Origin of the sequence: Rhodoplanes elegans (assembly GCF_016653355.1) — a bacterium.
In the GTDB taxonomy this organism is placed as follows: Bacteria; Pseudomonadota; Alphaproteobacteria; order Rhizobiales; family Xanthobacteraceae; genus Rhodoplanes; species Rhodoplanes elegans.
Window position 1 is genome coordinate 1 of the sequence record NZ_NHSK01000295.1, and the last position, 23,309, is coordinate 23,309.

22 protein-coding genes are annotated in these 23,309 nt (G+C 69.3%); 14 read left to right on the top strand and 8 right to left on the bottom strand.

The genetic code is table 11. From position 1 onward, the window contains the following. Positions 1-248: 248 nt before the first annotated feature. Complete coding sequence (locus CCR97_RS29490; RefSeq protein ID WP_111357914.1) at positions 249-1,328, top strand: methyl-accepting chemotaxis protein; 1,080 nt, start codon at positions 249-251, stop codon at positions 1,326-1,328. On the opposite strand, the gene aat is transcribed toward CCR97_RS29490, so the two are convergent. Continuing rightward, the gene (gene aat, locus CCR97_RS29495) at positions 1,325-2,038 is read right to left on the bottom strand and encodes a leucyl/phenylalanyl-tRNA--protein transferase (RefSeq protein ID WP_111357904.1); all 714 of its coding nucleotides are present in this window, start codon (positions 2,036-2,038) and stop codon (positions 1,325-1,327) included. The genes CCR97_RS29490 and aat overlap by 4 nt on opposite strands. A 417-nt stretch (positions 2,039-2,455) precedes the next feature. Between aat and CCR97_RS29500 the strand changes: the two genes are divergently transcribed. Then, positions 2,456-2,842 carry a response regulator gene (locus CCR97_RS29500; RefSeq protein WP_111357905.1) on the top strand — a complete coding sequence of 129 codons (387 nt, stop codon included), beginning with the start codon at positions 2,456-2,458 and terminating at the stop codon, positions 2,840-2,842. 133 nt (positions 2,843-2,975) lie between these two features. Here CCR97_RS29500 and CCR97_RS29505 read toward each other — a convergent pair whose 3' ends face one another. Then, entirely contained in the window at positions 2,976-3,800 is an 825-nt protein-coding gene (locus tag CCR97_RS29505) for a crotonase/enoyl-CoA hydratase family protein (RefSeq protein ID WP_111357906.1), read from the bottom strand. An 84-nt stretch (positions 3,801-3,884) separates the two neighbouring features. Between CCR97_RS29505 and CCR97_RS29510 the strand changes: the two genes are divergently transcribed. Then, complete coding sequence (locus CCR97_RS29510; RefSeq protein ID WP_111357907.1) at positions 3,885-4,463, top strand: TetR/AcrR family transcriptional regulator; 579 nt, start codon at positions 3,885-3,887, stop codon at positions 4,461-4,463. 56 nt (positions 4,464-4,519) lie between these two features. Here CCR97_RS29510 and accC read toward each other — a convergent pair whose 3' ends face one another. The 3 genes from accC to aroQ are packed head-to-tail and all read right to left on the bottom strand — an operon-like array spanning position 4,520 to position 6,845. Beyond that, on the bottom strand, positions 4,520-5,872 hold the full coding sequence (gene accC / locus CCR97_RS29515; RefSeq protein ID WP_111357908.1) for an acetyl-CoA carboxylase biotin carboxylase subunit: 1,353 nt from the start codon (positions 5,870-5,872) through the stop codon (positions 4,520-4,522). 20 nt (positions 5,873-5,892) lie between these two features. Continuing rightward, positions 5,893-6,393 carry an acetyl-CoA carboxylase biotin carboxyl carrier protein gene (gene accB / locus CCR97_RS29520; RefSeq protein ID WP_111357909.1) on the bottom strand — a complete coding sequence of 167 codons (501 nt, stop codon included), beginning with the start codon at positions 6,391-6,393 and terminating at the stop codon, positions 5,893-5,895. Continuing rightward, the gene (gene aroQ, locus CCR97_RS29525; RefSeq protein ID WP_111357910.1) at positions 6,390-6,845 is read right to left on the bottom strand and encodes a type II 3-dehydroquinate dehydratase; all 456 of its coding nucleotides are present in this window, start codon (positions 6,843-6,845) and stop codon (positions 6,390-6,392) included. The genes accB and aroQ overlap by 4 nt, the downstream gene beginning before the upstream one ends. 397 nt (positions 6,846-7,242) lie before the next feature. Between aroQ and CCR97_RS29530 the strand changes: the two genes are divergently transcribed. From CCR97_RS29530 to CCR97_RS29570, 9 genes are all read left to right on the top strand, one after another. After that, positions 7,243-7,827 carry a phasin family protein gene (locus CCR97_RS29530; protein WP_170145890.1) on the top strand — a complete coding sequence of 195 codons (585 nt, stop codon included), beginning with the start codon at positions 7,243-7,245 and terminating at the stop codon, positions 7,825-7,827. Positions 7,828-8,140: 313 nt separating this feature from the next. Further along, positions 8,141-10,162 carry an acetyl-CoA carboxylase biotin carboxylase subunit gene (locus CCR97_RS29535; protein WP_111357912.1) on the top strand — a complete coding sequence of 674 codons (2,022 nt, stop codon included), beginning with the start codon at positions 8,141-8,143 and terminating at the stop codon, positions 10,160-10,162. 372 nt (positions 10,163-10,534) lie between these two features. After that, positions 10,535-11,410, top strand: coding sequence for an HTD2 family dehydratase (locus tag CCR97_RS29540; RefSeq protein WP_111357913.1), 876 nt, complete (start codon positions 10,535-10,537; stop codon positions 11,408-11,410). Between the two features lie 234 nt (positions 11,411-11,644). Beyond that, complete coding sequence (locus tag CCR97_RS29545; RefSeq protein ID WP_111359404.1) at positions 11,645-12,571, top strand: HpcH/HpaI aldolase/citrate lyase family protein; 927 nt, start codon at positions 11,645-11,647, stop codon at positions 12,569-12,571. Between the two features lie 302 nt (positions 12,572-12,873). Beyond that, a complete protein-coding gene (locus CCR97_RS29550) occupies positions 12,874-14,091 on the top strand; it encodes a CoA transferase (protein ID WP_111359403.1) in 1,218 nt (405 codons plus the stop codon). A gap of 208 nt (positions 14,092-14,299) precedes the next feature. Then, on the top strand, positions 14,300-15,151 hold the full coding sequence (locus CCR97_RS29555; RefSeq protein ID WP_111359402.1) for a glucose 1-dehydrogenase: 852 nt from the start codon (positions 14,300-14,302) through the stop codon (positions 15,149-15,151). A 258-nt stretch (positions 15,152-15,409) separates the two neighbouring features. Then, on the top strand, positions 15,410-16,507 hold the full coding sequence (locus CCR97_RS29560) for a DUF2336 domain-containing protein (protein ID WP_111359401.1): 1,098 nt from the start codon (positions 15,410-15,412) through the stop codon (positions 16,505-16,507). Between the two features lie 107 nt (positions 16,508-16,614). Next, positions 16,615-17,079 carry a gamma-glutamylcyclotransferase family protein gene (locus tag CCR97_RS29565; RefSeq protein WP_111359400.1) on the top strand — a complete coding sequence of 155 codons (465 nt, stop codon included), beginning with the start codon at positions 16,615-16,617 and terminating at the stop codon, positions 17,077-17,079. Next, positions 17,076-17,384, top strand: a complete 309-nt coding sequence (locus CCR97_RS29570) for an acylphosphatase (protein WP_201160168.1) — start codon at positions 17,076-17,078, stop codon at positions 17,382-17,384. The genes CCR97_RS29565 and CCR97_RS29570 overlap by 4 nt, the downstream gene beginning before the upstream one ends. Positions 17,385-17,564: 180 nt before the next feature. Here CCR97_RS29570 and lipB read toward each other — a convergent pair whose 3' ends face one another. After that, positions 17,565-18,320, bottom strand: coding sequence for a lipoyl(octanoyl) transferase LipB (gene lipB / locus CCR97_RS29575; protein ID WP_245429171.1), 756 nt, complete (start codon positions 18,318-18,320; stop codon positions 17,565-17,567). Between the two features lie 172 nt (positions 18,321-18,492). Beyond that, entirely contained in the window at positions 18,493-19,443 is a 951-nt protein-coding gene (locus CCR97_RS29580) for a LysR family transcriptional regulator (protein WP_111359725.1), read from the bottom strand. Between the two features lie 165 nt (positions 19,444-19,608). Here CCR97_RS29580 and CCR97_RS29585 point away from each other — a divergent pair, with 165 nt between their 5' ends. Together CCR97_RS29585 and CCR97_RS29590 are read left to right on the top strand one after the other, a co-directional pair. Then, on the top strand, positions 19,609-20,979 hold the full coding sequence (locus CCR97_RS29585) for an MFS transporter (RefSeq protein ID WP_111359726.1): 1,371 nt from the start codon (positions 19,609-19,611) through the stop codon (positions 20,977-20,979). Between the two features lie 50 nt (positions 20,980-21,029). Further along, positions 21,030-22,028, top strand: a complete 999-nt coding sequence (locus CCR97_RS29590) for a dihydrodipicolinate synthase family protein (RefSeq protein WP_111359727.1) — start codon at positions 21,030-21,032, stop codon at positions 22,026-22,028. Positions 22,029-22,291: 263 nt separating this feature from the next. On the opposite strand, the gene CCR97_RS29595 is transcribed toward CCR97_RS29590, so the two are convergent. Continuing rightward, on the bottom strand, positions 22,292-23,236 hold the full coding sequence (locus tag CCR97_RS29595; protein ID WP_111356930.1) for a beta-keto acid cleavage family enzyme: 945 nt from the start codon (positions 23,234-23,236) through the stop codon (positions 22,292-22,294). Between the last annotated feature and the right edge of the window lie 73 nt (positions 23,237-23,309).

A 23,309-nucleotide genomic window follows, 5' to 3' on the forward strand; every position in this document is an offset into this window, starting at 1 on the left:
TCCCCAGCAGCCCGCCCAGCAGCGCCAGCCGCGGCCGCCCGCCGCGCAGGCGATCCCGGCCGCGCCACGCATCCAGTAGAGCGACGCCTAGACCGTGGACTATACTTGGCCGTCTACGACTGTCCTGCCGACTGCCTAAAATATTAGCGCACAGCGGTGCGGTCTATTAATCCATCGGTAAGTGTCACCCTGCGGTAATACCGGTTGGAAACCCGAATACTCCCGTTCCGTTTTCGACGGTGTTCGACATGCCCCCATCGAACCAGTCGGCGGCCGTCCTGCGCGACGGCGGCCCCTCCGAGACCACCACGGACATCTCCGGACTGACCGAGTCGCTGACCGCCGAGGTCAACCGCATCGCCTGCGACAAGACCCGGGCGATCCAGCAGATCACCAACCAGATGAAGATGCTCGCCCTCAATGCGCTGATCGAGAGCGCGCGGGCCGGCGAGCACGGCCGCGGCTTTGCGGTCGTCGCCCAGGAGGTGCGGGCGGTCGGCCAGCAGATCGACGCGCTCGCCGGCGACCTCGAGAGCCAGCTCACCCGTCGCACCGGCGCGCTGATGTCGTCGATCGCGCAGATGACCGAGCAGTCGATGGCCGACCGCATGGTCGACCTGTCGCTCAACGCCGTCGAGCTGATCGACCGGAACCTCTACGAGCGCACCTGCGACGTGCGCTGGTGGGCGACCGACTCGGCCGTCGTCTCCTGCGCGGCCGACCCGGGCGACGCGGCGCGCGCCTATGCGTCGGAGCGGCTCGGCGTGATCCTCGCGGCCTACACGGTCTATCTCGACCTGTGGCTGTGCGACCTCGACGGAACCGTGCTTGCCAACGGCCGGCCGGACCGCTTCGCCGTGCAGGGCACGAATGTCGCGACCGAGTCGTGGTTCCGCGAGGCACGGGCGCTGCGCTCGGGCGACGACTACGTCGCCGGCGACATCGAGCGCCAGCCGAAGCTCGGCGACGCCCAGGTCGCCACCTACTGCGCGACGGTGCGCGAGGGCGGCCGCGCCGACGGCAAGCTCCTCGGCATCCTCGCCATCCATTTCGACTGGGAGCCGCAGGCCCGCGCCATCGTGTCGGGCGTCCGCGTCGGCGACGACGCGCGGCTGCGCGTGCTGCTGGTCGATCGCCGCATGCGGGTGATCGCCGCCTCGGACGGCGCGGGGATCCTCACCGAGCATCTGCCGCTGAAGACCGACGGCCGCCGTTCCGGTTGCTTTCACGATCCGTCCGGCGCGCTGGTCGCGTTCCACGCGACGCCCGGCTACGAGACCTACAAGGGCCTCGGCTGGTACGGCGTCATCGTCCGCAAGGCCGGCTAGAGCGAGCCCGGGCCCGGCAGGGGCGCCGTCGTGCCGGGGGCGGCACGGACCAGCTCCATCACCTGCGCGCCGGGGATCGGCACGTCGACGGGCAGCGCGGAAAAGTCCGCCTCACCGACCAGCGCGGCGGCGAGCAGCTTGTGGTAGGCGCGGCGCGACACCTCGACGGCGCCGAAGCGGCGCAGATGGTCGGTGACGAACTGGGTGTCGAGCAGCCGGAAGCCGCCGGCGCGCAGCCGCGCCACGAGATGCACGAGCGCCACCTTGGAGGCGTCGCGCTCGCGGTGGAACATGCTCTCGCCGAAGAAGGCGCAGCCCAGACTCACCCCGTAGAGCCCGCCGACCAGCGCGTCGCCGTCGTAGACCTCGACCGTGTGGGCGCGGCCGATCTCGAACAGCCGCCCGTAGAGCTTTCTGATCCGCGTGTTGATCCAGGTGCGGGTGCGCCCGGGCGCCGGCTCGGCGCAACCGTCGATCACGGCGTCGAAGTCGCGGTCGGCCACCACGGTGAAGCGCTCCGAGCGGATCGTGCGGGCGAGCCGCGACGTCACCTGCAGGCCCTCCAGCGGGATGACGCCGCGCTGCTCGGGCTCGATCCAGTAGAGGGCCGGATCCTCGGCGCTCTCGGCCATCGGAAAGATGCCGCAGGCATAGGCCTTCAGCAGCACCTCGGGGGTGATCTCCACCGATGCGGAGTCGCGACGAGCCATGAACGGTCTGTCTGCTTTCTGATCTCGCGTGGTGCCGCCCGCAGGTCGGCGCCCGGTCGGCCCCGCCACCGTCGCCGGGGCGACGCGTCCAGGTGCTCGGCCCGCGTCGCCCGCCGGGCCACGCCCGGCGCGATCGCGGACCTCGGTCGGCTTTTAGCCTTTCGAAGCGGTCCGAAGCAAATCACCTGCCCGGCGGCGCAACGGCGCATCGCAATCGCGGTGCGCGAGTGAAGCTGAATTCAGCGGCCGACGATCGCGCCGCAAACGACCGTCATTCCACACCCGCACACCGTGCCTCACCGGTTCGTGAAGACCAGCGCGGGTACGCGTTAACGCCTCGGTAACCTCTGAAAACGTAAGCTTTTAATACAAATTGAATCAAATCGTCCCGGTCGGGCGAGTCGCAGGAGTCGGGGAATGGCCATGAGTATCGGTGCTTCTCGCAGTCGACCGCCGCGGATCCTCCTGGTGGAGGACGAGGTCCTGATCTCGATGATGATCGAGGACGCAATGGTGGAGCAGGGCTTCGAAGTCTACGTCGCGACCAACGCCGGCGACGCGCTGCAGGTGCTCGAAGAGGGCACCCCGGTCGACGTGCTGTTCACCGACATCAACATCGAGGGCGAGGTCGACGGGACGCGGCTCGCCCGCATGGCGCGCGAGCTGCGCCCCGATCTCGCCGTGCTCTACGCCTCCGGCACCCTGAAGGGAATCTCCGACCCGGTGCCGGGCTCGACCTTCGTTCCCAAGCCGTACGCCCCCAAGGACGTGTGCGCCATGCTGGCGACGCTGGCGCCGCAGTGAGCTCTATCGCCGACTGAAGCCTCTGACTGAAGCCTCGATCTGAAGCCTCGACTGACCGGACCCGACGAACCTCCCGTCGGGTCCGGTTTTTCTTTTTCCGGGCGGCCGTGCCGACGCAACCGCGGGCGCGGCCTCATCGGCCCGCGAACACCGGCTCACGGCGCTCGCGCCAGGCGGCGAGGCCCTCGGCGAGATCGTGGCTCGGCACCAGCCGGGCGAACTGCTCGCTCTCGGCGAGAAGCCCTTCCGCGATGCCCATGTTGAGGCCGCGGGTCACGGCCGCGAGTATCGCCGCGACCGCGAGCGGCGACTGCCGCGCGATCAGGCCGGCGAGCTCGCGGGCGGCCGGAATCAGCGTGTCGTGCGGGACGACCGCATTGACGAGCCCGAGCGCCAGCGCCTGATCGGCCGTGAAGCGGGTGCCGGTCAGGAGCAGCGCCAGCGCCTTCTTGCGTCCGGCGAGCCGCGCGAGCCGCTGCGTCCCGCCGAAGGTCGGCGGCATGCCGAGCAGGATCTCCGGCTTGGCGAACAGCGCACGGTCACTGGCGAGGGCGAGCGGCGCGGCCTCGGTGATCTCGCAGCCGCCGCCGAAGGCGAGGCCGTTGACGGCGACGATCACGGGCTTCGGGAACGCCTCGATGCGTGCCGTCACGGCCTGGCCGCGGCGCACGAAATCGCGCACCGCGGCGTTCGCCCCGCGCGCGACGCTGCCGGAGAACTCGCGGATGTCGCCGCCGGCCGAGAAGGCGCGCTCGCCGGCGCCGGTGAGGATCACGACCCGGATCGCATCGTCGACCTCGATCGCGTCGAGACGCGCCATCAGGCGGTCGATGGTCGCGTAGTCGAGCGCGTTGAGCTTGTCCGGCCGGTTGAGGGTCAGGGTGGCGATGCCGCCGTCGACGGCGAGCAGGACGGGATCGGGGCTGAGGCCGGATGTGGAGTGCGTCGGGGCATGCATGGCGTGTCTCCTCGCGTCGGACTGCGAGGAGGGTAGGGAGGTGACCGCGTTGTGTATATTCACTGGTGAGTATACTTTGCGGACATGCCACGCGCTCCCGAGCCGACCCGCCAGAAAATCCTCGCCGCCGCGACGCGGCTGTTCTACGGCGCCGGGATCCGCGCCGTCAGCCTCGACGAGATCGCCGAGAGGGCCGGCGTCACCAAGAAGACGCTCTATTATCACTTCCGCAGCAAGGACGATCTGGTCGGCGCCTATCTGGAGACGCGCGACCCGCAGAACCTCGCGGCGTTCCGCCGCTGGTTCGACGAGGCCGAGGGGACGATCGACGCGAAGGTCCGGGCGATCTTCGCGGGCCTCGCCGCGGCGGCCCGGCATCCCAAGTGGCGCGGCTGCGGCTTCCTGCGCACCTCGGTCGAGTACGCCGATCTGCCGGGCCATCCGGCGATCAAGACCGGCATCGCCCACAAGAAGCGCGTCGAGGCCTGGCTCGCCGAGGTGCTTTCGGCGGACGGCATCGCGAGCGCGGGCGTGCTCGCCCGCCAGATCATGCTGCTGATCGACGGCGCCTTCGCGGTCGTGCTCCTGCACCGCGATCCGACCTGGATGGAAACGGCCGGCGACGCCGCGGTCGCCCTGATCGCGGCGGCGCGGAGTCGCTGACGGCCCGTCGTGCAGGGGACGCGCGTAACGGCCGGTGTCTCACGGGCCGCGGAGGCTCACTCCTCGATGGCGCCCTTGGCCAAAAACTGCTCGAGCCAGTGGATGTGGTAGCTGCCGTCGAGGATGTCCTTGTCGCGCACGAGGGCGCGGAACAGGGGCAGGGTGGTCTCGATGCCGTCGACCACGAACTCGTCGATGGCGCGGCGCAGCCGCATCAGGCACTCGGCCCGCGTCTTGCCGTGGACGATCAGCTTGCCGAGCAGCGAATCGTAATAGGGCGGGATCACGTAGCCCTGGTAGGCCGCCGAATCGACCCGCACGCCCATGCCGCCGGGCGGATGGTAGTGACGGATCTTGCCCGGCGACGGCCGGAAGGAGATCGGGTTCTCGGCGTTGATGCGGCACTCTATGGCGTGGCCGTGATAGGTCACGTCCTCCTGGCGCAGCGTCATGCCGGCGCCGGCGGCGACGCGGATCTGCTCGAGGATCAGGTCGATGTCGGTGATCGCCTCGGTCACCGGATGCTCGACCTGGATGCGGGTGTTCATCTCGATGAAGTAGAACTCGCCGTTCTCGTACAGGAACTCGATCGTCCCGACGCCGAGATACTGGAGCTCCTGCATCGCCTTGGCGACGATGTTGCCGATCCGCACGCGGGCCTCGGCGTTGAGCGCCGGGGAGGGGCTCTCCTCCCAGATCTTCTGGTGGCGGCGCTGCAGCGAGCAGTCGCGCTCGCCGAGATGGATGGCGTTGCCCTCGCCGTCGCCGAGCACCTGGAACTCGATGTGGCGCGGCTGCTCGAGGTACTTCTCCATATAGAGCGAGTCGTCGCCGAAGGCGGCCTTGGACTCGGCGCGCGCGGTGGCGAGCGCGATGCGCAGATCGGCCTCCGAGCGCGCGACCTTCATGCCGCGACCGCCGCCGCCGGCCGCCGCCTTGACCAGCACCGGATAGCCGGTCTCGGCCGCGACGGCCTTGGCCTCCTCGTCCGACGTGATGGCCCCGTCGGAGCCCGGCACGCACGGGATGCCGAGACGCCTGGCCGTGCGCTTCGCCTCGATCTTGTCGCCCATCAGGCGGATATGGGCGGGCTTCGGGCCGATAAAGTGCAGCCCGTGCTCCTCGAGGATCTCGGCGAAGCGGGCGTTTTCCGACAGGAAGCCGTAGCCGGGATGCACCGCGTCGGCGCCCGTGATCTCACAGGCGGCGAGCAGCGCCGGGATGTTGAGGTAGGAGTCCTTGGCGGGCGGCGGGCCGATGCAGACGCTCTCGTCGGCGAGCCGCACATGCATGGCGTCGGCGTCGGCCGTGGAATGCACCGCGACGGTCGCGATGCCCAGGTCCTTGCACGCGCGAAGAATGCGGAGCGCGATCTCTCCGCGATTAGCGATCAGGATTTTCTCGAACATCGCGGTCCTCGGGGCCCGCGTCATTCGATGATCATGAGGGGCTCGCCGAACTCGACCGGCTGGCCGTCCTCGACGAGGATCTGCGTCACCGTCCCGGAGCGCGGCGCCGGGATCTGGTTCATGGTCTTCATCGCCTCGATGATCAGCACGGTCTCGCCGGCCTTCACCTGGGTGCCGACGTCGACGAAGGGCCGGGCCTCGGGCTCGGGCGCCATGTAGGCGGTGCCGACCATCGGCGAGGTGACGACGCCCGGATGCTTGGACGGATCCATCGGGCCGTCGGCGACCGCATAGACGCCCGGGACGGCGCTGGCGGCCGGCGCCGCCGCCTGGACGGGCGCGGCGACCGCGTGGACCGCGGTGACCTGGCGGGCGACGCGGACCCGTAGGCCGCCGTGCTCGATCTCGATCTCGGTGAGATTGGTCTCGCCGAGGAGGCGCGCCAGGGTGCGCACGATCTCCTCGTTGACGGCGCTGATGCCGGTCGCCGGCTCCGGCGTGTCGTTGTCGGCGGCTGTCACGTTCTTGTCTCCTGACCTGCGAGTCCCGCGAGGCCCGCGATGGCGAGGCCGTAGCCCTGCGGACCGAGCCCGCAGATCACCCCCTTGGCGACCTGCGACACGTAGGACGTCCGGCGGAAGGGCTCGCGGGCGTGAATGTTGGTGAGATGCACCTCGATCACCGGGACGGCGATCGCCGCGATCGCGTCCAGGATGGCGACCGAGGTGTGCGTGTAGGCGGCGGCGTTGAGGACGATCCCGGTGGCGCCGGCGCGGCCGGCCTCCTGGATCCAGGAGACGAGCTCGCCCTCGTGGTTGGACTGGTGGAACACGATCTCGAACCCGTGGCGTTCGCCGGCCGTCCGGCACAGGGCCTCGACGTCGGCGAGCGTCGCGCGGCCGTACCTCTCCGGCTCGCGGCTGCCGAGCAGGTTCAGGTTCGGACCGTTGATGACGTAGACGGTGGGCTTCATGAACGTCCACCGGGGTCGGAGCGCACCCGGATCACGGTTTCGGGGTGCCCGGCTCGCGTCCGGCGGACCGTCTTATAGGGGCGCCGGGCCGGAAGGGGAAGTGTCGACACCACCGTCCGGACGAGCCCTGACGCACCGTGGAACGGGCCGACCCGTCCGCGCGGAGGGGTCCCGGCGGCCCCGAGGAGCCCGGAGCCGCCTTACCGAGGCGGGAACTTTTCCGCCTTTCCCGTCGATACAAAGACGTTACACTGTGGGGTCCGGATCCCCGCGGGCAGGTCCGCCGGTCCGGTGGGCGGCCCCGACCGTAGGCCGGGCCCCTGACGTGCCCCCGTATTGTTTGTCGCGTATCTCTTGCTTGTTGCTTCGCGTAGGACTTGCTCGAAGGACTTTTGGCATGCACGACCAGACCGACCACGGACCGGATTTCGCCGACCAGGCGATCGAGGACTTCAAGAAGACCGTCGACCAGGCGATCATTCAGACCGAGGATGCAATGGAAAAGATGGGCTACGACGTCTCCGCCGCCGCCCAGGTGACCGAGGATTACCGGGCCAAGGTGTTCGACTACATGCGCGGCAACCTGAACGCCGCGCTCGACTACGCGGCCAATCTGGCCGCCCTGAAGACGCCCGCGGACGTGGCGTCGATGGTGTCGCGCGACGGCGGGCCGGCGCCCCAGGAGGTGGCCGCGGCGGCGACGGCGGCCGACGAGTATCGCCAGAAGATGTTCGCGTTCATGAAGGCGAACATCAACTCGGCCCTCGATTTCGCCGAGGATCTCACCGCCGTGAAGACGCCGTCCGAGCTGGTCGAGCTGTCGACCAGCCATGCCCGCAAGCAGTTCGAGGCGCTGACCGCGCAGTCGACCGAGCTCGGCCTGCTCACCCAGAAGTTCTCGGCCTGGAACAGCAATCCGTTCGAGGGCTTCACCAGCCCGTTCGAAGGGTTCGCCAAGCTGTTCACGCCGCCCAAGACCTGACGGGCGGCACCGGCCGGGCGCACCGATCGGCACGAGCGAGGCCGGCCGAGCCACCGGCCGCGCCGTGCGTGGGTGCGGCGCCCCGGTGTGGCGTCCCGGCGCGTTCGCGCTCCGTTCGGCCCGCGTGCGGCCGCCCTGTCGCATGGCGGGGGCCGCAGACGCGGATTCGGCTCTCCCGGATGCGTCACCGCGTCCATAGGACCATCGGCGCACCCGCCGACGGTGGTAAGGCCGTTGACTTTTTTGCGATGCGGCTGGAACGTGAGGGGCTTCTTTACATCTCGTTTTTTTCCGATGCGGATAGCGTAACACCATGTTCAAGCGGATCCTGATCGCCAACCGCGGCGAGATCGCGTGCCGGGTCATCAAGACGGCGCGTCGGATGGGCATCGCGACCGTCGCGGTCTTCTCCGATGCCGACAAGGACGCGCTCCACGTCGAGATGGCCGACACGGCGGTCCATATCGGCCCGCCGCCGGCGGCGCAGAGCTATCTGGTCATCGAGAAGATCGTCGCCGCCTGCAAGGCGACCGGCGCCGAGGCGGTGCATCCCGGCTACGGCTTCTTGTCGGAGCGCGAGGCCTTCGCGGCGGCGCTCGCCGAGGCCGGCATCGTGTTCATCGGCCCGAACGTCCGCGCCATCGCGGCGATGGGCGACAAGATCGAGTCGAAGAAGGCGGCGGCGTCGGCCGGCGTGTCGACGGTGCCGGGGTTCCTCGGCGTCATCGAGGACGACGCGCACGCGGTGAAGATCGCCGAGGAGATCGGCTATCCGGTGATGATCAAGGCCTCCGCCGGCGGCGGCGGCAAGGGCATGCGCATCGCCTACGACCGCTCCGAGGTGGCCGAGGGCTTCAACCGCTCGAAGTCGGAGGCGAAGTCGGCCTTCGGCGACGACCGCGTCTTCATCGAGAAGTTCATCGTCGATCCGCGCCATGTCGAGATCCAGGTGCTCGGCGACAAGCACGGCAACGTCATCCATCTCGGCGAGCGCGAATGCTCGATCCAGCGCCGCAACCAGAAGGTCGTCGAGGAGGCGCCGTCGCCGCTGCTCGACGCCGAGACGCGCGAGAAGATGGGGGCCCAGGCGGTCGCGCTCGCCAAGGCGGTGGGCTACGATTCGGCCGGCACGGTCGAGTTCGTCGCCGGCCAGGACAAGAGCTTCTACTTCCTGGAGATGAACACCCGACTCCAGGTCGAGCATCCGGTCACCGAGCTGATCACCGGCGTCGATCTCGTCGAGCAGATGATCCGGGTCGCCGCCGGCGAGCCGCTGCAGCTGAAGCAGAGCGACATCCAGATCTCCGGCTGGGCCGTGGAAAGCCGCGTCTATGCGGAAGATCCCTCGCGAAATTTCCTGCCGTCGATCGGCCGCGTGGTGCGCTTCCGCGCCCCGGTCGAGCGGACCGGCAGTGCTTTCGACCCGGTGACGGTGCGGGTCGACACCGGCGTCTACGAGGGCGGCGAGATCTCGCTCTACTACGATCCGCTGATCGCCAAGCTGATCACCCACGCGGACACGCGCATCGCGGCCATCGACGCGCAGGCGCGGGCGCTCGACAGCTTCTATGTCGAGGGCATCCGCCACAACATCCCGTTCCTCTCGACCCTGATGCAGCACGAGCGCTGGCGCGCCGGGCGGCTCTCCACCCGGTTCATCGCCGAGGAGTGGCCGGACGGCTTCCATCCGCTGCCGGCCTCCGGCGACCGCGCCAAGATCATCGCCGCGGTGGCGGCCGTGATGGAGTTCCAGACCACCGAGCGCAAGCGCAAGATCTCGGGGCAGATGAAGCACCCGCACGTGCCCGGCGACCGTCGCCGCATCGTGCTGGTCGGCGACCAGGAGGTGGAGCTCGAGGTCGAGCGCGAGGGCAACGGCATCGACGTCCACTTCATCGAGGGCGGCAAGCGCGGCCGCAAGCGCTACACCGAATCGACCTGGAAGCCGGGTGATGCGCTGTGGCTCGGCGTCATCGACGACGAGCCGATCGCCGTGCAGGTGCGCGACATCCCGAACGGCCACCTGATGACCCACCACGGCATCGAGGTGAAGGTCTACGTCTACAAGCCGTGGGAGGCCTTCGCGATCCGCCTGATGCCCGAGAAGGCGAAGACCGACACCGGCAAGCGGGTGCTGTGCCCGATGCCGGGCCTCGTCATCTCGGTCGAGGTGACGGCCGGGCAGGACATCAAGGCCGGCGAGACGCTCGCCGTGATCGAGGCGATGAAGATGGAGAACGTGCTGCGCGCCGAGCGCGACGGCACGGTCGCCAAGGTGCACGCCAAGAAGGGCGACAGCCTGCCGGTCGATGCCGTCATCCTGGAGTTCGCCTGATCCGCGCTGCGCCGACGCCTGCCCGCGGCCTCGCGCCGCGGGGCGCCGGGACGGTGCCGGACCACCTTGTCAGGTCTGCTACCGATCGCTCAGAATGATCTGCGGTCGAGCGGGTGTCGGCAGACATCCAACGGGTGTCCGGCTGCGTATCAGGTCGAGCGGGTACGTCCTGACCGCGTCGATCTCCTAGGGTCGATCTCCTACTGTCGACACAGTCGGACGGCAGGACGATCTCCGGTCGTTCCGCCGGAGGAGGGCGGTCCGGTCTCGATCCGGGCCGAGGCTGAAAGGCGCTGCGTGCGTGAGGCGTTGCATGCGTGTCGCCGGACGCCCTTCCCTCGTCGTCGGGAACAGCATCTGGGGACGAGCAGCATGAACGACGTGAATGCCGACGCGGTGAACCTGCAGGACTGGGTCGGGCGCACCGAGGAGGCGAGCGACCAGGCCTATCCGACGCCGCCGCGCGCGCTCGCCGCGACGCTCGACCAGGTCGGCACCGACTATGCGGTCGGCACGCCGCTGCCGGAGCTGTGGCACTGGCTCTACTTCCTGCCGATGGCGCCGGGCCGCGAGATCGGCCCCGACGGGCATCCCAAGCGCGGGGGCTTCCTGCCGCCGATCGCGCTCGAGCGCCGCATGTGGGCGAGCGGCCGCTACGTGTTCCGCGATCACTTGCGCGTCGGCGACGTGCTGCACAAGACCTCGGAGATCACCAAGGTCGCCGAGAAGGACGGCAAGACCGGCCGGATGGTGTTCGTCACGGTCCGCCACACGGTGCGGTCCGGCCGCGGGCTCGCGGTCGAGGAGGAGCAGGACATCGTCTACCTGCCGATGCCCAAGACCTTCACGCCGCCGCCGCCGACCAAGGCGCCCGAGAACCCGAGCTGGAGCGAGCCGGCGGCGATCGATCCGGTGCTGCTGTTCCGCTTCTCGGCCCTGACCTTCAACGGACATCGCATCCACTACGATCTGCCCTACGCCAAGGACACCGAGAAGTATCCGGGCCTCGTCCTGCACGGGCCGCTGCAGGCGCTTCTGCTGCTCGAGGCGGCCAAGCGCCACGCGCCCGACCGAGTGCCGTCGAGCTACTCGTTCCGCGCCGTGCACCCGGTCTTCGGCCACGACCGCGTCACCCTGATGGGCGTCGCCCGCGACGACGGCGGCGTCGATCTGTTCACCGTCAACGGCGACGGCCATGTCGGCATGCAGGCGACGGTGGCGTGGGCGGCGAATGATCAATCGCGCTGAGACTGTGCCGCCTTCTCACCTCGCCCCGCTTGCGGGGGCGCGGCTCTTGCCGCGCCAAAGAGGTCGACATTCGCGCTTTCAGCGCGAATGTCGGGTGAGGGGGCGTCTCCGTGTCCACGAGAGGCCCCCTCACCCGACTCGCCTCTTCGAGGCGAGCCACCCTCTCCCCCCGCGCGGGGAGAGGGATCCCCGGCGCCGCGCCCTTTCGCGCAGATCAGATCTCATCAAACTCCCATGACCGACCGCCTCGAACGTTCCATCCTGATCGTCCCGGCCTCCAACTGGGGCATGATCCAGAAGGCCGCCGCCGCGACGGCCGACGCCGTCTGCATCGACCTCGAGGACGCCGTCGCGCCGGCCGAGAAGGAGGCGGCGCGCGGCAACGTGGTGCGCGCCTTCAAGGAGCTCGACTTCGGCCGCAAGCTGCGCCAGTTCCGCATGAACGGGCTCGACACCTCGTTCGCCTACCGGGATCTCATCGAGGTCGTCGAGGAGGCGGGCGACCGGGTCGACCTCGTCGTGGTGCCTAAGGTGAGCGCCGCGTCCGACATTCATTTCGTCGCGACGCTGCTGACGCAGATCGAGACCGCGATGGGCCTGACCCGCCCGATCGGCATCGAGGCGCTGATCGAGACGGCGCTCGGCGCCGTCGACATCCGGGCCATCGCGTCATCGTCGCCGCGGCTCGAGGCGCTGATCTACGGGGCCGGCGACTATGCCGCCTCGGTGTGGATGCCGATGGCCTCGATCGGCGAGCCGGACGAGCACGACGCGCTCTATCCGGGCCATCGCTGGCACCACATCATGCACACGATCGTCACGGCGGCGCGCGCCTTCGACAAACGCGCGATCGACAGCCCGTTCGCCGGCATCCGCGATCCGGAGGGCTTCGCCAAAGCCTGCAGGATCGCCCGCGCCATGGGCTTCGACGGCAAGTGGTGCATCCACCCGGGCCAGATCGACACCGTCAACGCGACCTTCGTGCCGCCCGAGAAGGAGCTCGCCTGGGCGATCCGGGTGCTCGACGCCTGGCACGAGGCGAGCCGTCAGGGCCACGGCGCCATCAGCCTCGACGGCCGCATGGTCGACGTCGCCTCGATCCGCATGTCGCAGACGATCGTATCCCGCGCGAAGCTCGCCGGGCTGCTGCCGGAGGGGTGATCAGAGCAACCGTGGCCGCTGCGAGAACGCGCGCGCGGCCGCGATGCCCGGGGCTCACCCCCCTCCCTGGTCCCTCCCCCACAAGGGGGGAGGGAACGCAGGAGGCGCGGGCGCTGCGCCTGCGACGGATTCGAGCGTGATTGTGGCGTGTGACTGATGCTGTTGTTGATTGCCGTCTGAACGTCCTCCCGCCGCAGCCTGCTCCCTCCCCCCTTGTGGGGGAGGGGGTGTCGCGCGAAGCGCGACCGGAGGGGGGTGAGCCGCACGGCAGAGCGTTCGCGTCGTTCAAACGGAGACCGGTGATGGTCAAGGTGCTGGAGGGAATGCGCGTCGTCGAAGGGTCGGCGTTCGTGGCGGTGCCGTTCGCCGGGATGACGCTGGCGCAGCTCGGCGCCGACGTGATCCGGTTCGACCGCATCCGCGGCGGGCTCGACTATCACCGGTGGCCGGTGACCAAGGACAATCAGAGCCTGTTCTGGGCCGGGCTCAACAAGGGCAAGCGCTCGCTCGCCGTTGACATGGCGACTCCGCGCGGCCAGGAGATCGTCACCCGGCTGATCTGCGAGCCGGGGCCGGACCGCGGCATGTTCCTGACCAATCTGCGGGTCCGCGGCTGGATGGACTACGACAACCTGCGCAAGCACCGCGAGGACCTGATCATGGTCTCGCTTTCCGGCGACCGCCACGGCGGCCCGGCCGTCGACTACACCGTGAACCCGGGCGTCGGCTTTCCCTCCGCCACCGGGCCGGAGGGCTCGCAGGACCCGGTCTGCCACGTGCTGCCGGCCTGGGATCTGATCACCGGCCAGAAGGCGGCGCTCGGCCTGATGGCGGCGGAACGGCACCGCCGGCTCACCGGCAAGGGCCAGCTCGTCGACCTCGCGCTAAAGGACGTCGCGCTGGCGACGCTCGGCCATCTCGGCATCATCGGCGAGGTGCAGGTCAACGGCTTCGACCGGCCGCGCTACGGCAACGCCCTCTACGGCGCCTACGGTCAGGACTTCGAGACCGCCGACGGCCGCCGCGTGATGATCGTCGCGCTGACAAATCGCCAGTGGGACGGGCTGCGCCACACGACGGGTCTGCACGAGGAGTTCGACGATCTCGGCGTGCGGCTCGGCCTGCGGCTGTCGCGCGAGGGCGATCGCTTCAAGGCCCGCAAGGAGATCACCGACATTCTGGCGCCCTGGTTCCGCGAGCGCTGCGTCGAGGACTTCGCCGCCTCGCTCGACGAGCACGGCGTCACCTGGTCGGTCTTCCGCTCGTTCCGCCAGGTCACCGAGGAGGATCCGGACTGCTCGACCCAGAACCCGATGTTCACGCGGCTCGAGCAGCCCGGCATCGGAGAGTATCTGGTGCCCGGCACGCCGTTCAACTTCTCGGAGCTCGAGCGCGAGCCGCCGCGCCGCGCCTCGCAGCTCGGCGAGCACACCGACCAGATCCTCTCCGAGATCGGCTATCCGGACCACGAGATCGCCTGGCTGCACGACCACCACATCGTCGCCGGCCCGAAGCGGTGAGGGCAGGGCCTCGGCGGACCTGATACGCGTCGGCCGTCGCACGCCCGACCAAGCGGAGAACCCCCGCATCGTCGGCGCTGTCGCCCTCCTTGTGGCGACGCGGCACGCCGCGAGCACCATTCCGTCGCGCACCGGAACCGGCGTGCGGCAGCCGGCGTTCGCCCCGTGAGCCGGCCCGCGGGCCGCACCCCGAGCGCCGGAGATCGCCATGGCCCAGCACCAGCAGCCCGCCCAGAAGCAGGATCAGCAGCCCGGTCGCGAAGCCGAGATGACGCCGCGGCCCGACTATGCCCCGCTGTTTCCCGGCGTCGGCAAGCTCGCCGGCCAGGTGGCGCTGATCACCGGCGGTGACAGTGGCATCGGGCGGGCCGTCGCGGTCGGCATGGCGAACGAGGGCGCCGACATCGCGATCGCCTATCTCGACGAGCACGACGACGCCGCCGAGACCAAGCGCGCCGTCGAGGCCGAGGGCCGGCGCTGCATCACGCTCGCCGGCGACATCGGCGATCCGCGGTTCTGCGCCGAGATCGTCGCCGAGACCGTGAAGACCTACGGCCGCCTCGACATCCTGGTCAACAACGCGGCCGAGCAGCACGTCACCGAGGACTTCACGCAGATCGACCCCGCCCAGGTCGAGCGCACCTTCCGCACCAACATCCTCGGCATGTTCTTCGTCACCAAGGAGGCGCTGAAGCACCTCGGCGAGGGCGCCTCGATCGTCAACACGACCTCGGTGACGGCCTACAAGGGCAACAAGACGCTGATCGACTACGCCTCGACGAAGGGCGCGATCGTCTCGTTCACGCGCTCGCTGGCGCAAGCGCTGGCCGAGAAGAGGATCCGCGTCAACGCGGTGGCGCCGGGGCCGATCTGGACGCCGCTGATCCCGGCGACGTTCGAGCCGGAGCGGGTCGAACAGCACGGCGCCTCGGTCCCGCTCGGCCGCGTCGGCCAGCCCAACGAGGTGGCGAGCTGCCACGTCTTCCTGGCGAGCCGGGAGGCCGCCTACATGACCGGCCAGGTGCTGCATCCGAACGGCGGAACGCCGGTCGACTCCTGAGCCCGCCGACGGCGTCACGAACGCTGCCTGGAGTTTTACCGGTCGCGCTCATCCTTCGTTCAGGATGATCTCGGGCTAGACGTGACGTGGTAATTCTACGTGCTCATATATGAAAATATCCCGCAGGCAGCGCCGAAACATTAACCCCGGCGCTCCGCGGTTCGAAATCGTCGTATTCGGGACCGGGGTCATTAACTCTGCTTTCAGAGGTCGGGACTCTACTGGTCGCGGGTGGAATTTTACGGGTCGTGTACGGGCATGATGAGCGTCCCCTCTCTGATCGACGAGCTGGAGCGGACGCTGAGCGCGGGCTCCAGCGTGCAGCGCGCCGACATTCTACGCCGCGTCAGTGATCTGTTCCTGCTCAACGTCGAGGCCTACACGGAAGACCATGTCGCCGTGTTCGACGACGTGATGCTGCATCTGATCGACAAGATCGAGCGCAGCGCGCTGATCCGCTTGTCGAAGCAGCTCGCGCCCGCCGCCAACGCGCCGATCCGCACCGTCCATTCGCTCGCCGAGCACGACGACATCGAGATCTCCGGGCCGCTGATCGAGCGCTCGAAGATCCTTTCCGACGACTTCCTGATCGAGCTCGCCAAGACCAAGAGCCAGGCCCATCTCGCCGCCATCGCGGGCCGCGAAGTGCTGACCGAGCGGGTCACCGAGGTGCTGGTCGACCGCGGCGACGACGAGGTCACGCTCAAGGTCACGGGCAATCACGGCGCCCGCTTCTCGCGGCCGAGCTTCATGAAGGTCGCCGAAAAGGCGCAGTCGGACGGGCGCCTCGCCGAGCAGTTCGTCGCCCGCTCCGACATTCCGCCGGACGTCTTCCAGCATCTGCTCCGCAAGGCCACCGAGGTGGTCAAGAACCGGCTCCTCAAGAACGCCGATTCCGACATGCGGGTGCGCATCACCAAGACGCTCGCCGACATCGCGACCGAGGTGGCGCGCGAGCGCGCCCAGGTCGACAAGGACAGCTACTCGCCCGGCACCGTCCTGCATCTCGACGCCGACCGGCTGAAGTCGAAGGTCGGCGAGCTGGCGCGCGCCGGCAAGCGCACCGAGACCATCGAGGCGCTGGCGGCGCTGAGCAAGCTGCCGGTGCCCACGGTGAAGAATTTGATGCGCCAGGGCGCGACCGACGGGCTGCTGATCCTGTGCAAGTCGATCGGGCTCGGCTGGCCCGACGCCAAGCGGGTGCTGGCGACGGTCGGCAACGTGTCCGGCGAGGCGGAGACCAAGAAGGCGTTCGAGCGCTACCTCGCGCTCACCGCCGACACGGCCAACCGGGTGGTGCGCTTCGTCAAGTCGTGCAAGGCGATCTCCAAGGCCGACTTCCAGCGCATGCTGTGACGGCCCGTGCCGCGGCGAGGCGGGCCATGATAGAAGGGCGGGGCCTGCGGCCGGCCTCGACCGGCCGCGCGACGTGATCGCCGTTCCGCTGCCACCGTTCCGCTACGATGACGCTCTGCTTCGCCTACGGATCCAACATGAGCCGCGCGCTGATGCGCCGGCGCTGCCCGACCGCCCGCGAGATCGGCGTCGGCGTGCTCGACGGCCATGCCGTGATCGTCAACGACGACGGCTACGCCACCGTGGTGCCGGCCGCCGGCGGCCGGGTCGAAGGGGTGCTCTGGCGCCTCGGACCACGCGACCGCGCCGCCCTCAATGCCTACGAGCGCACCGACATCGGCCTCTATCGGGCCGTGACGCTGCCGGTGCGGCTCGGCGGCCGGCGGGTTCCGGCGCTCGTCTATGTCGCGCGCTCGCGCCGTGCCGGAAAGCCGCGGCCCGGCTACATGGCCCTGGTGGTCGGCGCCGCCCGCGAGGTCGGGCTGTCGGCCGCCTATGTGGCGACGCTGGCCCGCATGGCGCCGGCCGGCTTTTCGGGCGCCCGGGGGCGCGAGATCGGAGAGATCGCGTGAACGAGCCCGGCACCGTTGTCCTGCACCTCCTGGTGCGCGGCCGCGTCCAGGGCGTCGGCTATCGTGGCTGGAGCGAGCATGAGGCGACCCGCCTCGGCCTCCAGGGCTGGGTGCGCAACCGGGTCGGCGGCGCCGTCGAGATCGTCGTCGCCGGGCCGGCCGAGCACGTCGAGGCCTTCGTCGCCGCGTGCCGGCGTGGCCCGTTCCGGGCCCGCGTCGACGACATCGCGATCGACCAGGCGACGGCCCGCGAGCTCGAGCACCGCCGCCCCGGCGAACGATTTTCCGTGCTGTCGACGATGTGAGGTTCGAGGTGGTCGTCCCGGGGCGGCGCGCAAGCGCCGAGCCCGGGACCCATACGTCCTGTCTTCCGTGAGCCACCAACACCGGGGTTATGGATCCCGGGCCCGCGGACCTTAAGGTCCGCGCCCCGGGATGACGAATGTTGCAAAGCCTTCTGACAGGACAGGTCGGGGCCGTTGCCCTCAATCCCCGTGGTCGCGCGCCGGCTGAAACATCTCGGGGGGCGGGCCGGACAGGGGGCGCACCGGGCCGAACACCGCCTCGAACGCCGCCTTCAGCAGCGTGTCGACCTCCGGCATCTCGACCAGATGGCCGAGGTCGACCAGGCTGGTGACGCCGTAACGCGGGTCGGCGATGCCGCACGGCACGATGCCGGAGAAATGCGAGAGGTCCGGGTCGACGTTGAGGCTGATGCCGTGCAGGCTGACCCAGCGCTTCAGCCGCACCCCGATGGCGGCGATCTTGTCCTCGCGGCCCTCGCCGCGCTCGGGTCGCGCCACCCACACGCCGACCCGGCCGTCGCGCGTCTCGCCGCGGATGTTGAGCCGTGCCAGCGTGCCGATGATCCACGCCTCCAGCGACGCCACGAACCAGCGCACGTCGGGCTTTCGCCGGCGCAGGTCGAGCATCACATAGGCCACCCGCTGGCCGGGGCCGTGATAGGTGAGCTGGCCGCCGCGCCCGGCCGTGTGGACCGGGAAGCGGCTGTCGAGCAGATCCTCGGCCCGCGTGCTGGTGCCGGCCGTGTAGAGGGGCGGGTGCTCCAGGAGCCAGACGAGCTCCGGCGCCGTGCCCGCCGCGATCGCAGCGGCGCGCGCGTCCATCACGGCGAGCGCCTGCGCGTACTCCACCGGCGCATCGGCGATGCGCCATTCGACCGGCGCGAGCGGGGCGGCGCGAGCCGCGTCCGCGGCCGGCGTGTCGGGGGCGATGCTGATCACGTCCTGACCGGACCTCTCACCTCGAAGGCGTCCACAGGCCGTGTATATCGCGCCGGACGGCCTCGGTTTCCAGCCCGGATCCGGGCCGCTACGCTTGGCTTCGCTCCTGCAATCCCAGATTGGTGCTGTCCGGATCGGACGAAGAGCGATCCGGGAAAGCGCGGCGGCGTCACAGCGCCGTGCGACGGGCCTTGCCGCCTTTTCGCTCAAGGCTCCTGATCGCGTCTCCGACCAGATCCCGGAGCCACCGGTGCCCGGGATCGCGCTCGTGGCGCCGATGCCAGAGCTGGACGAAGCTGAGCTCGGGGACCCGCACCGGCACCGGGATCGGGAATGCGACGAGGCCGGCCGAACCGGGCAGCAGTCCCACCAGCCGTCGACGTGAATGCGCGATCAGGTCCGTGCCGCGCACCAGCGCCGGCACCGCGATGTAGTGCGAGACCGTCGCCATCACCCGGCGATCGAGGCCCATGGCGGCGAGGATCGTGTCGATCTGGATTCCGGAATCGAGATTCGGGGCGACCGTGACGTGCGGGCAGGCGAGATAGGACTGCTCGTCCATGCGGCCGCGCCGGAGCAGCGGATGCCGACGATCGGCGACACACACCAGCGTGTCGCGGTACAGCTCCTGAGACTGGATCTCCGCCGGCACCTCCGGGAACACGCCGACCGCGAGATCCACCTCGTCCTCGGCGATGCGCGTGCAGGTGGCGCGCGGGCCGGACGTGCTCACGACGAGATCGACACCGGGCGCCTGCTTCCTGAGACGACACACGATCGTGGGCAGAACCTCGACACTCATCGCATCGCTCATCGACAGCGAGAACGAGCGGCGCGTGGTCGCCGGATCGAACGCGGCCCTGGCCGTCAGCACCGAATGGATGTCGGACAGGACGTCGCGGATCGGCTGGACGAGCTCCAGCGCCACCTCGGTTGGCTCCATGCCGCGCGGTCCGCGGGTGAGTACCGGGTCGCCGAGCAGGGTCCTCAAGCGCCGCAAGGCATGGCTCAGCGCCGATTGCGTCATGCCGAGCTTTTCGGCGGCTCGTGTCACGTTGCGTTCGGCGACCAGCACGTCGAACGCGACCAGCAGATTGAGGTCGACCGATCGGAGATTCATGACGCACCGCACAAATGAATCGCATTCATTTCGCCATGACCATTACATGAATTCACGTCCTGACAAAGCACGGCTAGCCTCGCTTCTGGAAACGCTCTCGACCCTCGAGTCTGACCCCCGAACGCTGCGCCGTCCCGGCCAACAAGACCGCTTCAGGAGTAGACCATGCTGACGCCCGCCCCCGTGGGGGATCGCGCGCGACTGGATGATGTCGTCGCCCGCATCGAACGCCTGCCCATCTCGACCTGGCACGTGAAGGCGCGTGTCGTCATCGGAACCGCGACCTTCTTCGACGCCTTCGACGCGCTGGCGATCGCCTTCGTGCTGCCGGTGCTGGCGCCGTTGTGGAAGCTCTCGTCGCCGCAGATCGGCCTGATGATCTCGGTCGGCTATCTCGGCCAGCTCGTCGGCGCGCTCGCCTTCGGCTGGCTGGCGCAGCGCCACGGTCGCGTGAAGGCGATGATCTGGGCCGTGATCCTGTTCGCCACCATGAGCCTCGCCTGCGCGTTCGCCTGGAGCTACGAGTCGCTCCTGGTGTTCCGCACGCTGCAGGGGCTCGGGCTCGGCGGCGAGGTGCCGATCGCCGCCGTCTACATCAGCGAGATCGCCAAGGCGAAGGGGCGGGGCCGCTTCGTCCTGCTGTACGAGGTGATCTTCCCGGTCGGCCTCGTCGCGTCGGGCCTGCTCGGGCGGTGGATCGTGCCGCATCTCGGCTGGCACTACATGTTCCTGATCGGCGCGATCCCGGCGATCCTGGTCGTGTTCATGCAGCGCATCCTGCCGGAGTCGCCGCGCTGGCTGGCGACCCGCGGCCGCTTCGACGAGGCCGAGCGGGCGCTGTCCTACATCGAGCGCGCGACCGAGAAGGCGACCGGCGCCCCGCTGCCGCAACCGCAGCCGGTCGCGTCGTCGCACGACAAGCCGGCGTCCTGGAGCGACCTGTTCGGCCCGCGCTATCTGCGCCGGACGCTCGTCGTGTGGACGATCTGGTTCTCGGCCTACCTGATCACCTACGGGTTGACGGTCTGGCTGCCGACCATCTACCGCACCGTGTTCCACCTCTCGCTCGAGGACGCGCTGCAATACGGCCTGATCACCCAGGTGGTCGGCCTGTGCGGGACGCTCACCTGCGCGCTCAGCATCGATCGGCTCGGCCGGCGGCCGTGGTTCGCGCTCGCCTTCGCCGGCGCCGCGACGGCGCTGTGCGCTCTCTGGCTGATCGGCGCCGGCACGCCGACCCGCGTCCTCGTCCTCGTCAGCACCGCGTTCTTCTTCTCGTCGGTGCTGTCGATCGGCGTCTACCTCTACACGCCGGAGCTCTATCCGACCCGCGCCCGCGCCATCGCGGTCTCCACCGCCACGGCATGGCTGCGCTTCGCCTCGATGATCGGGCCGAGCATCGTGGGCGCCATGATCGGCATCGGGCTCGAGGCCGTGTTCCTCGCCTTCGGCCTCGTCGCCGCGGTGGCGGCCGTGATCACGGCGGTCTTCGCCATCGAGACCAAGGGCCGCGTGCTGGAGGAGATCTCGCCCTGACCGCGCCCGCGCTTTCACCTCGATCCGACACCACCCTCAGGACCAGACCCATGACCACCCAAAAGACCGTCGGCGACCACCTCTATGTGGCGACGCTGCTCCCTTACGACCGGCACATGAAGATCGACGAGGCGGCCTATCGCCGCTTCCTGCGCCACTTCCTCGACAACGAGCGCTTCGTCAGGATGGGCGGCGGCCTGTGCATCAACCCGGAGGCCGGCGAGATCTTCTATCTCACCCGCGCCGAGAAGCGACGCGTGCTGGAGATCGCCCAGGAGGAGAACAACGGCAAGGTGCCGCTGATCGCCGGCACCTGGGCGCTCACCACCGAGGAGACGGTCGAGACCGCCAAGGACTGCAAGGCGCTCGGCGTCGACGGCATCTTCGTCACGCCGCCCGGCGGCGCGCAGGACGTCACCTCGTGCTGGGATGCCGACGGCTATCCGGAAATCTGGCTCGACCACATCGTCGCGCAGGATCGCGCCGTCGACCTGCCGATCGTCACGCATCCGGTCGGCGGCGCCAAGCCGCCCTTCTATCCGGGCCTGCCGCTCGGCGCGACGCTGCGCATCTGCCGCGAGGTGCCGAACATCGTCGGCTGGAAGATGACCTACATGTACGACGGCTTCCGGCTGATCGCGAAGGGCCTGCGCTCGCTCGACCGTCACGTCGCGATCATGGGCGCGCTGGCGTCGCGCTGGCACGAGTACAAGGCGACCGGCATGTTCGACGGCACGCTGTCGGGCTTCTGGAACTTCGCGCTCGAGCCGATGATGGACCACCTCGAGGCGTGGGACCGCAACGACGTCGTGGCGGCGCGCGCGATCTGGGACGGCGGCCTCTCCGAGCTGCACGACTATGTCGCCGACATGGGCCGCCTGCATATCCGCTACAAGACCGCGACCTGGATCGCCGGCCTGATCCCGAACCCGTTCATGCGGGCCCCGATGCCGAAGCCGAGCCGCGCCGAGATCGAGACCCTGCACCGTCTGCTCTCGCGGGTCGGCGTCCCGGTGATCGACATCGCGGAGACCCGCGCGGTCGCCTGATGCGGCCACGCCCCGTCGGCTGAAAGAGAAAGAGCCTCGCCGTGACCCACACGGCGAGGCTCTGTTGTTTGAGCGTCATCCCGGGGCGCGAACCTCCAGGTTCGCGAGCCCGGGATCCATACCCCGGTGCAGGTGGCTCACGACAGACAGGGGATATGGGTCCCGGGCTCGGCGCTGGCGCGCCGCCCCGGGACGACCGAACAAGTCTGCAAGCCTTCCAGCGCGGAGATGGTGAGGGTGGAGCAAAACAGTCCGACGGTGGATCAGGCCGCCGGCATGGCGGCCCAGCCGACGGCGTCCGCGCCCTTGAGGCCCAGAATCTGGCGCGCCTCGGTGGGCGTCGCGACCGGGATGCTGAGCGCCGCCGCGATCGTCATGATCCGCTCGACCTGCTCGGCGCTCGACTTCGCCAGGACCTTCGGGGCGAGATAGAGATTGTCCTCCAGGCCGACGCGGACGTTGCCGCCCATGCCCATGGCGGTCGCCATCATCGGGAGCTGGGCGCGGCCGGCGGCCGAGAGCGACCAGGTGAAGTTCTTCTCGCCGATCATCCGGCAGGCCGACTCGTGCAGGAACACGAGGTTCGCAACATTCGCCTGCATGCCACCCAGAATGCCGAGCACGAACTGCAGATGGATCGGGGCTTTCAGCACGCCGGTGGTCAGCAGGAACTGCACGTTCGACAGCATGCCGGCGTCGTAGACCTCGAGCTCCGGCTTGGTGCCGGCCGCGGTCATGAAGGTGGCGAACTCGGCGAGTGTTTTAAAAGTGTTCGGGAAGATCCAGTCGTCGGTCGCCCGGATGAAGGGCACCTCCCAGTCGTGCTTCGGCTCCTTCAGCTTGTCGGCAAGCGGATGGAACGCAAAGTTCATCGAGCCGGTGTTGAGCGAGGCGAGCTCGGGCTTCAGGAGCGCGACCGAGCGCGCCCGGTCGGCGACCGTCATCTCCTTCGAGCCGCCTGTCGTGATGCAGATCGGCGCGTCGGTGCGGGCGCTGATCTTCCTGACGATCTCCTCGTAGAGCTTCGGCTCGGCGGAGGGTTTTCCGGTCTGCGGGTCGCGCGCATGGACGTGGACGATCGCGGCGCCGGCCTTGGCCGCCGTGACGGCGTCGTTGGCGATCTCGTCCGGCGTGACCGGCAGATAGGGCGACATGCTCGGCGTGTGCACCGAGCCGGTGACGGCCGCCGTGATGATCAGTTTCGACATTGAGAATCCTTCGGTTCGGGGATGAGACCTGTGGTCGGGGGGGGGCCGCGGGCGGTCTCACCTCTCCCCGCGC